A 13,266-nucleotide genomic window follows, 5' to 3' on the forward strand; every position below is an offset into this window, starting at 1 on the left:
CATTTTTCTGCAATATTCTGCCTGTTGGTCCTTTAGTAGCCGGCACCTTTCATAGCAGAAAGAGCCGAGCTTGTATATCTGCCAAACAGACCGCTGCGCCGTGGTCTGGAAATAATTCCCTTCTTGCTGCGCTCTTCTAATATTTTTCCTACCTCCCCGGGAGACATCTCTTTCCCGTTAATCCCCACAACATCTATGGTTCTCTCAGGAATATTATAAGAGATGATGTCTCCGGTCTCGATGAAGGCCAGAGGGCCTCCGCATGCAGCTTCCGGAGATACATGGCCAATGGCAGCTCCCCTGGTAGCCCCTGAAAATCTTCCGTCTGTCACCAGTGATACCGTTCCATTTAGCCGCTCGTCGCACACAATGGCCTCTGTGGTCATCAGCATCTCCGGCATCCCGGTGCCCCTTGGTCCTTCATATCGGATGACTACAACGTCGCCGGGATTAATTTCCCCGTCAACCACAGCCTGGTAAGCCTCTTCTTCTCTGTTGTAAACCCGGGCTGTCCCCTTGTGGATCCGCAGTTCCTTAACACAGGCTGAGTATTTGACTACAGAACCCTCCGGTGCGAGATTCCCTTTTAGGATCGCAATAGACCCCTTTTCCTCAGCTTTCTCCACAGGAAAGATAACCTCATCTCTGGTGAGGCCATAATTAGACAGATAACCCAGATTTCTTTCAAAGAAATTCTCCTTCGTCAACATGTCCAAATTCTCTCCCAGAGTTTTTCCGGTGACTGTCATAACATCCAGATTCAGCATGTCTTTCAGATACCACTGCACCATTGGTATGCCGCCGGCAAACCAGAAAGCTTCCGTGAGATGCTGCCCCGAGGGAGTTATATTTCCCAGATGGGGTACCATATGGTTGATCTCATCAAAGAGATCCGGGGAGAGCTCCAGACCGATCTCCCGTGCAATGGATGGGAGATGAAGGGTGGCATTGGTGGAGCCTCCGATGGCACTGTGGATAATGACTGCATTCCGGAAGGCTGCCTCTGTCATAATATCCCCGGGCTTTATATTCTTTTCCACAAGACCCATAATCGCCCGGCCGGCCTTTCTGGCATAGGACTGGATATCCCGCATAGTAGCCGGCATCACTGCGGATCCGGGCAATGCCATGCCGAGGGCCTCTGCCATACACTGCATGGTACTTGCGGTACCCAGAAATGTACAGGCCCCGCAGGAAGGACACCCCGTAAGCTTGTAATCCCTTACTTCCTGATCTGAGATCGCCCCCTCCCGTTTCTGACGCAGTGAAATATCCCCGGCCACCAGTGAAGTTGTCATATTCGGTCCCGGCCTCATGCTGCCTCCCGGTATAAATATAGCAGGAATATTCAGCCTGGCTGCCGCCTTCAGATGGGCGGGAATGGACTTGTCACAGGAAGAAGCCAGGATCATTCCATCCCAGGGATACACAGATCCATGAACCTCTACCATATCGCAGATAGCCTCTCTGGATGCCAGTACATAATTCATTCCGTCATGGCCCTGGGCACAGCCGTCACAGATATCCGTGGTGTGATACTGGGCGGGAAAGCCCCCGCGTTCAAAGACACCGTACTTTGCCTGTTCCATCAGCTGTGATAAATGTGTACTCCCCGGATGGCTGTCCCCATATACATCTTCCAGGAGAATCTGGGGCTTTGTAATATCCTCCTCATCCCATCCGGATCCCATATTCAGGGCATCCAGCTGCGCCCAGTAGAGACGCTGGGGCGCACTCTTTTGCTGTATGTTGCTCATTGGTAAAACCTCCTTTTCTATATGCAAACAGAGGCTGCCTCCGGATAATGGAATGACAGCCTCTTGCTTTTCCTATGCGATCGCCTTGTTCTGTTATATCATCAGTCCAGGCAGGAATCCCTGGAATAAGGAAAGAATTGATACGAAGATCAGTATGGCCACGCCTGCTACAAATCCGCCGATACTCCATCCGCGGATGGTATCCGTAACCGATATACGGAAGAAACGGCTGATAGCCCAGAATCCGGAATCGTTTGGCAGAGAAAGACCAATTCCGCCTGCGCAGATTGCAATTGCACAAAGAATCGGAGATACTCCGCTTGTTGCAATTGTGCTGGACATAATTGCTGCAGTTGTCATAAGTGCAACCGTTGTGGACCCCTGTGCACAACGGATGATCTGTGCAATCAGGAAGCAAAGGATTAAGATTGGAATACTGAAGCTGGATAAAGTACCTGCTACGTAATCTGCAATACCTGTTGCCTGAAGAACCTTACCGAAAGCTCCGCCGGCACCGGTGATTAACAGAATCAAACCTACCTGGTCAGCAGCCTCCGTCATAATGTCAGTTGCAGTTTTCTTAATGTATTTTCTGGAAATGACTGCTGCGTAGATAACGCCTACCATCATTGCAAAGTTTTTGTTGCCGATGAAGGTAACAAAAGGAACAATTGCAGCTTCCTTGCCCACTGCCAGGGGAACAAAGCTTCCTAAGAGAATCAGGACAATAGGAACTAACAGAATTGATAATGCTTTGCCTGCTCCCATTTTATCTTTGCTGTCACCTTTTGCCATCTGTGCCTCTTCCTGGTCCAGATCCTCAAAGGTATAGAAATGGTTATTCTTATGATCCTGCTTGTTCAGGAAAGAACCGTACACGATTCCCCCCACCAGCATACCGACAAATGCTGAGATAAGAGCATAAAAGAAAAAGATACCGATTTCAATCCCCAGCTCCTCGGCAACCGCAAGCGGAGGTGCTGTTGGCAGTACCAGCGCAAAGGTACAGGTAGTTGCAACAGAAATTGCACAGGCAAAGTTTACCATAGAAATCTTTGTCTTTTTGGACAGTACACGCAGCATAGGAGCAAACATAATATAAACAACATCGCCGAATACCGGAATACCTGTGATAAATCCGGATAATGCTACTGCGATGGGAGATTTCTTCTCTCCGAATGCACCTAAAATCTTGTTAGAGATAGACTCAATACCGCCGGATTCAAACATGAATTTACCCAGCATAACACCAAGACCGGTAACCATACCGATACCGCCCAGGGTTCCCCCGAATCCATCTGTAACAGTCTGTGCCACATCTGCCAAGGGCATATTTACTAATACACCGGTACCGAAAGCAGTCACCAGCAAGGCAACAAAAGCATTCAGCTTAAACTTAATAATTAATACGAGTAATACGGCAATTGCAAGAATGAAGATTCCAATCAGCAAAGGCCCTGTAACCATTTCTCCTGAAAACATAAATGTTTTCCCCCTTTTCTCCTTTTCTTTTCGCTATCACCAGAATCCTCCCGGCAGGTGATAACACGTATGACATCTCATCCATTCCATAAACCGACTATATCAAATCAGACGTCATACGTCAAGAGGAAACATTAATTATGTTGAAATATTATAAATTTTCAATTAAATTTTTGTGCATTATTTTATTGGTAAGTTTTTACATGTGGAAATATCCAGGGTATTCTTCCAAAATACCCTGAAAATGTTTTCTGTAGGTTCCCAAATGCCTGTCATAAAAATGCTTCAGGTCAAAGTCAGCAGTCATCCCCAGCAGAAGAATATGTGCAATATCTTTGTGCTCCATTAAAATGCCTTCCAAATCCGTCTGGTTCACGATCGCGTCCAGATACCGCACCCTATCATAATGAGAGCTTACTTTTTTCACCGCGTACCAGGTGATATCCTTTCCTGCAGCTGAATAAATCAAATGGTGAAACTTATCATCCAGTTTAAAAAAAGAATCTATCTTATCCTCTGCATGAAGGGCCTCCTTTTGCCGATCCAGATTTTGTTTCAGGCACTCCATCTTCTCCCCCGGAACATTTCCCGCAAGCTGGCGGATAATCTCAGGTTCAATCACGGAACGCAAAAAATACCCCTCCTTCAATATATCAATGTGGATCAGTGAAACCCTGGAACCGCTCTGGGGATATACATCCACCAGCGTTTCCTCTTTCAGCATCAGGATGGCTTCATGTATAGGGGTTCTGCTGATGCTAAGCAGATCTGTCAGTTCTCCTTCATTCAGTGTAGTCCCCGGCAGCAGCTGAAGTGTCATAATATTGTGCCGCAGCAAACGGTATGCATATTCTCTGTTGTTCTCTTTTTCTCTTTTCTCTACGATTTTAATTGGCATAGCCGCACTCCTTTCCGGTCTCTGTGTTGTTTATTCTGATAGGAAGCGTATCATATGCCTGAGGCTCCGTCAATAAAAATAAGAAGTACAAATCAGGAAGCATACTTATATGATAAGAAGGAATATTATACGACGTCATACCTCTTTGTGAAATATATACATTTTTCCCATTCGGATGTTAGTGGTTTTTAATATTGATCTTTGATTTAATATTTGCTATAGTGTCAGTAAGGTAAACTAATATATTACTTCAAGCACCATTTCCATTCCATTTTCACCTTATTTCAATTTTAATCGCGCAATACCCAGAAATAAGGCTTTTGAATTAATATATTAGTTTCCTATCTAATATCAAAGTGCTGACTGCCCTGGAACTGCCGGGGAGAGCATCAGTACATAAACCTTTATTTCATTCACAAGGAGATCTTAAAATGAAAGCAATTAAAGTAATTGAGCCATTTAAAGTTGAAATTGTAGATGTACCAAAGCCAACGATTCAGAATCCAGACGATGTTATTGTACGCATCACATCCGGCGGTATCTGCGGATCTGATATCGGAATCTATAACGGTACAAACTCTCTGGCCACTTATCCGCGCCTCATCGGCCACGAATTTGGAGGCATTGTAACAGAAATTGGAGCAGACGTTATGAATGTAAAAGTAGGCGACAAAGTTGCTGTGGATCCGGTAGTAAGCTGCGGACACTGCTATGCCTGCAAAATCGGACGCCATAATGTCTGCCGTGACCTGGAGGTCATGGGTGTGCACAGAGACGGAGGCTTCTCCGAATTCGTCTCCGCTCCCGCACAGAACGTCCACAAATTCCATAAGGATTTTGATGAATCCTACTTAGGCCTGGTAGAACCATTCACCATAGGAGTGGAAATCAACAACCGCGCACAGGTGACAAAAGGTGACAAGGTACTTATCATGGGTTCCGGCCCAATCGGTATCGCCGCCATGCAGGTTGCCAAACGAAACGGCGCAGAGGTTATCATGACCGATCTGGTGAAAGAGCGGCTGGATAAAGCCCTGTCCATGGGAGCAGACGAGGTAGTTCTGGTCTCTGAGGAAAATCTGGAAGACCGATTAATGAAATTCACAGACGGCGAAGGAATTCCCGTTGTGGTAGACACCGTGTGCATCCCGTCTTCTTTTGAACAGAGCGTACAGCTGGCCTGCCCTGCAGGACGGATTGTATGTATCGGTCTGAAGGATGCCCCGTCTCAGATTACCATGGCTGATATTACAAAAAAGGAGCTTACCATCGTAGGTTCCCGCCTCAACAACAACTGCTTCGACGAAGTCATCGCAGGCTTTGAAGACGGCTCTCTGCATCCGGAAGATTTGATGACCAAGGCATATAACTATAAAGATATTATGGACGCTTTAACCATGATCAAAGAGCATCCCCAGGATGTACTGAAAATCGTATTAAAATTCGAAGATTAATCACATACTACCCTATTATGAAAGGAGAAATCAGCATATGAAAATGTCATTTCGCTGGTATGGCGACGACGATGCCGTAACTTTAGAAAAGATTCGTCAGATCCCAAATATGAGCACAATCGTAACCGCAATCTACGACGTCCCCGTAGGTGAAGTCTGGAGCGAGGAAAGTATAGAGGATTTAAAAACAAAGGTAGAGGCTGCCGGCCTGGACTTTGAAGTAATCGAGAGTGTACCTGTACATGAAGATATTAAGCTGGGCAAACCCTCCAGAGATCAGTACATCGAAAATTATAAGGAAAACATCCGCCGTCTTGGCAAAGCAGGCATCAAGGTTATCTGCTATAACTTTATGCCCGTATTTGACTGGACCAGAACACAGCTTGACAAAGAACTGCCCGATGGTTCCAATGCCCTTGTATATTATCCGGAACAGATTGAAAAGATGGATCCCCTCACCGGAGAATTATCCCTTCCCGGATGGGACTCCAGCTATACCAAAGAGACCCTGAAAGAAGTATTTGACGACTATAGTAAGATTACGGAAGAAGATTTGTGGAGCAATCTGGAGTATTTCTTACAGGCTGTAATTCCCACCGCAGAAGAATGTGACGTTAAAATGGCCATCCATCAGGACGATCCGCCCTGGAGCATCTTTGGACTTCCCAGAATCATTACCTGTGAGAAGAATCTGGATCGGATGTTATCCTTAGTGGACAGCAAATACAACGGACTTACCCTGTGCACGGGTTCTCTTGGGGTATCTCCTTCCAATGATCTGGTACATCTGGCAGATAAGTATTCCGCAATGGGAAGAGTTCACTTTGTGCATTTGAGAAATGTAAAGATTCTGGACGGAGGATTTGAAGAGGCAGCTCACTTCTCAGCCTGCGGCAGTCTGGATATGGTAGGAATTATGGCTTCTCTGCATAAAAACGGCTTTGACGGCTATATCCGTCCGGACCATGGAAGAATGATCTGGGGCGAAACCGGCAGACCCGGCTACGGCTTATACGACAGAGCCCTGGGGGCAACCTACTTAAACGGTATCTGGGAAACTCTTGATAAATTAGGGAAATAAGAAAGGACTTGTGTTCCATGAAATTATCACAGGAAGCATTGAACAATAAAAATATGTGGGAAGAGGCTGGCTTTGCCCTTCCCCAGTACGACAGGAAGGCTGTTGCGGCAAAAACAAAGGAAGCACCGGCCTGGATACACTTCGGCGCCGGCAATATCTTCCGCGCATTTACAGCTAACCTTCAGCAGACCCTGTTAAATACAGGAAAAGCCGATACCGGGATTATAGTAGCAGAAGGTTTTGACTATGAGATCATTGAAAAAATGTACCGTCCCAATGACAATCTAAGTGTACTGGTTACCTTAAAGTCTGATGGCACCATTGAAAAAACCGTCGTGGGCAGTATCGTGGAATCTGTCATCGTGGATTCTTCCAATGTTGCAGAATGGACACGCTTAAAAGAAATTTTTACTGCTCCCACACTTCAGATGGTAAGCTTTACAATCACTGAAAAAGGTTACAATCTTTTTGCCGCTGACGGAAGCTACTTCCCTCCGGTGAAGGCTGACTTTGAAAATGGTCCCCAGGCTCCTGTGAGCTATATCGGAAAACTGACCGCGCTGGTCTATGAACGCTATCTTGCCGGCAGACTTCCCCTTGCTCTGGTAAGTATGGATAATTGCTCACACAATGGCACCAGACTTCACGATGCAGTAATTGCATATGCGAAAGCCTGGTCTGAACACGGACTTGTTCCCAAGGAGTTTCTGGACTATGCAGAGGATCCTGCCTGCATCTCCTTTCCATGGTCTATGATCGATAAGATCACCCCACGCCCTGATGACAGCGTAAAAGAAATGCTGAAAAAGGACGGTTTTGATGATGTTGAGGCTATTGTTACCAGCAAAAACACCTATGTTGCAGCCTTTGTCAACTCTGAAGAACCTCAGTACCTGGTGATCGAGAATGCATTCCCCAACGGACGTCCGAATCTGGATGAGGCAGGAGTTATATTTGCAGACAAGGAAACGGTAGATAAGGTAGAGAAGATGAAAGTCTGCACCTGCCTGAATCCGCTTCATACTACCCTGGCCGTATACGGCTGTCTCCTGGACTATACATTAATCGCAGATGAAATGAAGGATCCGGAACTGAAAAAATTAGTGGAGATTATCGGTTATCAGGAAGGGCTTCCGGTTGTCGTGGATCCCGGCATCATCAACCCCAGAGAGTTTATCGACGAAGTGCTTCAGGTCCGCATACCGAATCCTTTTATGCCCGATACCCCTCAGCGGATTGCCACGGATACTTCTCAGAAACTCGGCATTCGTTTCGGCGAAACCATCAAAGCTTATGCGGCCAGTGATACTCTGGATGTGAAAGATCTGAAGCTTATTCCTCTGGTTCTGGCTGGCTGGTGCCGCTATCTGCTTGCTGTAGACGATAACGGGAATGCATTTACGCCAAGCTCAGACCCTCTGCTGGAAAGCTCTATGGCATGTGTAAAAGATATTAAGCTGGGACAAAAGGGCGATTTCCATGCCGCACTCCAGCCCATCCTCTCCAATGCTGCTATCTTTGGTGTAGACTTATATCAGGCTGGCCTTGGGGAAACTGTGGAAGCGTTATTTGCAGAATTAGCAGCAGGTCCGGGTGCCGTAAGAGCAACACTCAAGAAATATACCGCCTAAGGAGGATATCATGAACGAGATTTATATGACCAACGAAGCGTCCGGCATTTCCATGTCAGAGGTAGAACAATGCATGGAACAATTGCTGGAACAATATCCGGACTTGAAAAAAGTCCTGATAATTCCCCCTGACTTTACCCGCTGTTATTCTTATGCCGGGGAAATCACCCAGGTTCTCTATAAAAAGCTGTCCCCAACAGCCACTGTACACGTTATGCCGGCACTGGGAACTCATATGGCCATGGACGCTGGGGAAAAAGAAAAGATGTTCGCGGGTGTCGTGCCAGAAGAAGCATTTCTGGTACATCACTGGCAGACAGATACCATCTCCATCGGCCAGGTTCCACGGGAAGTGATTGAGGAGATCTCAGAGGGCCTGTATTCTACGGATATTGAAGTAGAGGTCAACGAAAAGTTAATTAACGGAGGGTATGACCTGATATTATCCATCGGGCAGGTAGTTCCCCATGAGGTTGTAGGAATGGCCAACTACAGCAAAAATATCTTTGTAGGTGTGGGCGGACGCCAGATGATCAATAAATCCCATATGTTAAGTGCCATCTGCGGGATGGAGAAAGCCCTGGGCGTAGCCGACTCCCCGGCCCGGAAAGTATTTGACTATGCGCAGCAGCATTTTCTGGACGGAAAACTGCCTCTTGTTTATATTCAGACAGTAACCACCCTGAAAGACGATCAGGTAACCTTAAACGGCCTCTACGCAGGCCCCTCCCGAAAGCCCTTTGAACATGCGGTAGAGCTCTCCGGCCGGCTGAATATCTGCCATGTAGAGCGCCGGGCGAAAAAGCTTGTAACTTATCTGGATCCTTACGAGCTGAAAACCACCTGGGTGGGCAATAAGGGCGTATACCGCACCCGTATGGCTGTGGCCGACGGAGGGGAGCTCATTATTCTGGCACCCGGAGTAAAAGCTTTTGGTGAAAATGAAGAAATGGATCGCATGACCAGAACCTATGGGTATAAGGGCCGCGACTATGTCCTGAAGCTTTTCAATGAAGGTGCTTTTGAAAACAGGATCATGGCAGCTGCCCATCTGATTCAGGGTTCTTCCGACGGACGTTTTACTATCACTTACTGTACCCGTCCTGAAAACCTGTCCAAAGAGGATATTAATACTGTGGGCTATGAGTGGATGGACTATGAAGAGGCGGCCGCCCTTTATAATCCTCACACTTTGAAAGAAGGATGGAATACCCTGGAAAATGGAGAAGAAATTTATTTTGTTAAAACTCCTGCCCTGGGATTGTGGAAAGTAGACTGATGCTTTCTGACTTTCGGGGATGTTAGATACAGGACCCAAAGAGCTGCCTCCTGGCACACAGCTCTTTGGGTCCTGTTATTTATTCTAATCACTTTTATTCTGCTTCTGCCTCTTCCTGTATGCCTGCCTCTGGTGTAAATTTTCCTAAAAATCCCCACAGAATAACTAGAATCAAAGATGCCCACGCGGAGAATACAAAGGGAAAATACGACCAGGCAGATATGCCAAGAGAAGATACCACCAGCAGCGTCCCGCCGCTCCATGGGCACATTCCTCCCATATAGGCCGCTCCCTCGTCTATAGCCCTGGACAGATTGATAATATCTAGATTTCTCTTTTTATACGCATTCATGTACATTCTTCCGTTCAAAATCATGGACACATACACACTGGAGCTAAGAAATACACCAAGCATGGAGGTAACTACCGTACAGGCAATCAGGGAGCCGGTTCCTTTGATAATCAACAGCAGCTTATCCATGATAGCATCCAGAATCCCAATCCGTTCCAGAATTCCCGCAAAAGTAAATGCGGCAAATAAAAGAAGAACCAGCCCTGCAATGCTCATGGCACCTCCTCTTGTCAGAAGGCTGTCTATGACTTCATTTCCAGTCTCTGATACATAACCGTTCCACACAATCCCTGACAATTCCTGAAAGGTTTTTCCCTGGAAGATAACGGCCTCTCCCATGCCTATGCCGATTCCAATGACAAGTGCTGGAAGAATTGGAAATTTCAAAATTGCCATAACGAATACAAATACAATTGGTGCCAACAGCAGTATATTAAAGTGAAAAGCGCTGTTCAGGCCTTCCATCAGCTGTGTTACCGCACTGGTATCCGCACCTCCCGGGGAGTATTTGAATCCCACTGCCAGAAAGACAAGGGAACCGATCACTGCCCCCAGGCCCGAGGTGGGAATCATATGGGTAAACAACCGGATAATATTCTGCCCCGTGGACGCTGCTGCCAGGTTAGGCGTATCTGACAGGGGGGACCACTTATCTCCCAGAAAGCAACCGGATACTACGGCTCCTGCTGTAAGATACATGGGAATCCCCAGTCCGGTTCCAATTCCCCCCATGGCAAGGCCCAGGGATGTAACTATCGCCCAGCTGGAGCCTGTGGCAATGGACGAAATAGCTGTGATTACCATAGCGGCAAACAAAAAGATCGAAGGATGTATGATTTTCAGTCCCATATAGATAAGATATGGAATCGTACCGCTGGCAATCCAGGAGGCACTCACAAAGCCTACCAGCATTAAAAAATATAAAGCGGGCATGGCTGTCTTTACAACATTCAAAACATTGCTGAACATGTCCTCCCAGCTGTGTCCTAATACCACACCGTACACCGCACATATGACAGCACAGTAAAGTATTCCCATGGCTGTGGGGATCTTGGCAATCATCGCTCCCCACACCATGATTATTACGATTATAAGCAGCAGGAGCACTGCCTCAGCAAACTTTACTTTTCTGGGTTCTCTTTTTCTTTTCTCCCTGTTCAATTCCGGACCTCCTTTACATGTGATATGGGTGATTAAAACTCTTTTTCCATTAAAGGAAGCATAATGCCCGCTCCTTTATCCCTGGCCCTTTCGTATATATACTGGCCCAGGGAAATATCTTCACATGCAATGCCGATATTAAATGCAAGGATCCTTTCCTCATCGTTCTCTCTGCCTGGCTTGCCCTTTACAATCTCCCCCAGTTCCCCGTAGAATTCCGGGAGGCCGCCCTCAAACGCACCTGTGGTGGCATATTGTGAAGTCTGGCCAAGATCATCCGTGATTACCTTATCTGCACCGTGAAGCAGTTCCTTCGGCCAGGCTCTGCCGGCTTCCAGTCCTCCCCCAAGCATCCCCGGCTTCAGGGCATCTGTGGGAATAAATGGCCTGGATACTTTCTGTGTCGCGGTAAATATGATATCTACCTCTCTCACTGCTTCTTCCACACTTGAACAGGGAAGCACTTCCATATTCAGCTCTTTTCCCAGGGTATCCGCATAAACCTTTGCCGCCTGAGGAGAGATATCATAGACCCGGCATACCTCCAGAGAAGGCATTACATGTTTGATGGCCCGTAGATGCATCTTGCCCTGAACGCCTGCCCCTATGATTGCAATTCCTCTGGAATCTGCCTTGGCACAATGCCTTACAGTGACAGCAGTTACCGCTGCTGTCCGAACTCCGGTGATCCATCTGCAGTCCATGATGCACAATGGAACCCCTGTATCCGGGCAGTTCATGATCTGAAGCCCCAGAATCTGAGGAAGGCCCTTCTCCCTGTTATCCGGATAACCGCTCACCCACTTAATCCCACAGGCATCCATCTGTTTCAGATATACCGGCATTTCATGGATAAACGCGTTCTCTCTGGAATGGATACCTCTTTTCGGGGGATTCTCAATGGTTTTATCCGCCTGCTCTATGAGTGCCAGCTCTACTCTATGAATAATCTCCTCCCAGCCGATGCCAAGCCCCATAATATCTTCCTGTGACAAATAAAGTAACTCCACTTTCTGCATAAAAAATTCCTCCTTTTTCATCAATGTTCGCCGCGGCCTGAAACGGCACACTTTACTAAGGCCTCACCGGAGATACACTCCCCCTGCCAAGCGTGCGCTGACACAGAGACAGCCTCTCCGAAATTTATTGATAAATTAGAGGATATGAGGTATAATAATAAATGGTCGAGGCGTGATTTTCTATCATTTTCAACAGTTGCAGCTGTTTTGATAGGGAATCATGCTTTTTATTATCTACTTACATATCCTTCAAATTTAACCCCTGATAGGTATGCTCCAGATGCTGATGCATACATGTTATACAGCGTTTGGCATCTCTCTCTTTTAATGCCTGGATAATCTCCCGGTGCTCTTTATAGGCGGCAGAGTCCTCAATATTTGTTTCAATAAAACGATCGTAGAAGATTAGATACAGATTACTCTTTGTCGTCAGCTCAGAGATGTACTTTTCCAGATACCGGTTGCCGGAAGCCTGCCCTATGATTGTATGAAAATCATAATTTACTTTATTAAAAGCCAGCAGATCTCTGTCAACATGTGTCCTTGCTTCCTCCTCCAGGCACTTCTCCAAAAGCTCAATCTCCCATCCTTGTATATGCTGGCTGGCCAGGGCAATTGACTGTGTCTCTATTAACATCTTGGCCTCAAATACTTCCTCAATCTCCTCTGCCGACGGGGAAGATACAAAGGCCCCTTTGTTAGGCACAATATCAATCAGCCCCTCGTAGGAAAGCTGCTTTAACGCCGCCCTGATAGGAGTTCTGCTCACACCCAGTTCCCTTGCCAAATCCATTTCTACAATCTTTGTGTTAGGAAAGAGCTTCTTATTAGTAATCGCTTCCCGAAGATATTCATATACCTGACTCTCTGTTCCATTCAGTGTATCCATCTCTGCTCCTCCTTTCTTCACTGTGAGTATACAATATTGTATACTGTTTTGTATACTGGTAAATCTGCCAATCTTTTATTGTGCATTTTGTATATTATTCCGGATTTATCCGTTATTTTTTTCACATATCATCCAACATAATACAAAAATCCCCCGGAGCCTCAGCTGCCTTTTCATATGAAAAAAGGGGCTGTCGGTTAATATCGATTTTTGCCCCCTTACATACAAGGAAGAGACAATCCCATAGTATTCGGGCTTTTTCA

General features: G+C 46.5%; 10 protein-coding genes. 4 read left to right on the top strand and 6 right to left on the bottom strand.

The features are described 5' to 3' along the window. Positions 1 to 32: 32 nt before the first annotated feature. The 3 genes from ilvD to GKG41_RS20275 all read right to left on the bottom strand — a co-directional run bounded on the left by ilvD (position 33) and on the right by GKG41_RS20275 (position 4,137). Entirely contained in the window at positions 33 to 1,757 is a 1,725-nt protein-coding gene (gene ilvD, locus GKG41_RS20265) for a dihydroxy-acid dehydratase (protein WP_154261650.1), read from the bottom strand. Between the two features lie 93 nt (positions 1,758 to 1,850). Beyond that, entirely contained in the window at positions 1,851 to 3,239 is a 1,389-nt protein-coding gene (locus tag GKG41_RS20270) for a gluconate:H+ symporter (protein ID WP_084067601.1), read from the bottom strand. Between the two features lie 199 nt (positions 3,240 to 3,438). Next, a complete protein-coding gene (locus tag GKG41_RS20275; protein ID WP_154261651.1) occupies positions 3,439 to 4,137 on the bottom strand; it encodes a GntR family transcriptional regulator in 699 nt (232 codons plus the stop codon). A 431-nt stretch (positions 4,138 to 4,568) separates the two neighbouring features. On the opposite strand from GKG41_RS20275, the gene GKG41_RS20280 reads away from it, so the two are divergent. From GKG41_RS20280 to GKG41_RS20295, 4 genes are read left to right on the top strand one after another with little or no spacing between them, the layout of a single operon-like run. After that, positions 4,569 to 5,591 carry a zinc-binding alcohol dehydrogenase family protein gene (locus tag GKG41_RS20280; RefSeq protein ID WP_154261652.1) on the top strand — a complete coding sequence of 341 codons (1,023 nt, stop codon included), beginning with the start codon at positions 4,569 to 4,571 and terminating at the stop codon, positions 5,589 to 5,591. A gap of 37 nt (positions 5,592 to 5,628) precedes the next feature. Further along, positions 5,629 to 6,672, top strand: a complete 1,044-nt coding sequence (gene uxuA / locus GKG41_RS20285; RefSeq protein ID WP_154261653.1) for a mannonate dehydratase — start codon at positions 5,629 to 5,631, stop codon at positions 6,670 to 6,672. Between the two features lie 17 nt (positions 6,673 to 6,689). Next, entirely contained in the window at positions 6,690 to 8,303 is a 1,614-nt protein-coding gene (locus GKG41_RS20290) for a mannitol dehydrogenase family protein (protein ID WP_154261654.1), read from the top strand. A gap of 10 nt (positions 8,304 to 8,313) precedes the next feature. Beyond that, the gene (locus tag GKG41_RS20295; RefSeq protein ID WP_154261655.1) at positions 8,314 to 9,582 is read left to right on the top strand and encodes a lactate racemase domain-containing protein; all 1,269 of its coding nucleotides are present in this window, start codon (positions 8,314 to 8,316) and stop codon (positions 9,580 to 9,582) included. A 94-nt stretch (positions 9,583 to 9,676) separates the two neighbouring features. Here GKG41_RS20295 and GKG41_RS20300 read toward each other — a convergent pair whose 3' ends face one another. The 3 genes from GKG41_RS20300 to GKG41_RS20315 all read right to left on the bottom strand — a co-directional run bounded on the left by GKG41_RS20300 (position 9,677) and on the right by GKG41_RS20315 (position 13,003). After that, on the bottom strand, positions 9,677 to 11,095 hold the full coding sequence (locus GKG41_RS20300) for a Na+/H+ antiporter NhaC family protein (RefSeq protein ID WP_154261656.1): 1,419 nt from the start codon (positions 11,093 to 11,095) through the stop codon (positions 9,677 to 9,679). A gap of 32 nt (positions 11,096 to 11,127) precedes the next feature. Further along, entirely contained in the window at positions 11,128 to 12,114 is a 987-nt protein-coding gene (locus GKG41_RS20305) for an ornithine cyclodeaminase family protein (protein ID WP_173015672.1), read from the bottom strand. 238 nt (positions 12,115 to 12,352) lie between these two features. Then, the gene (locus tag GKG41_RS20315; protein ID WP_154261659.1) at positions 12,353 to 13,003 is read right to left on the bottom strand and encodes a GntR family transcriptional regulator; all 651 of its coding nucleotides are present in this window, start codon (positions 13,001 to 13,003) and stop codon (positions 12,353 to 12,355) included. Positions 13,004 to 13,266 lie beyond the last annotated feature (263 nt).

Origin of the sequence: Lactonifactor sp. BIOML-A5 (assembly GCF_009677585.1) — a bacterium.
GTDB lineage: Bacteria > Bacillota > Clostridia > Lachnospirales > Lachnospiraceae > Lactonifactor.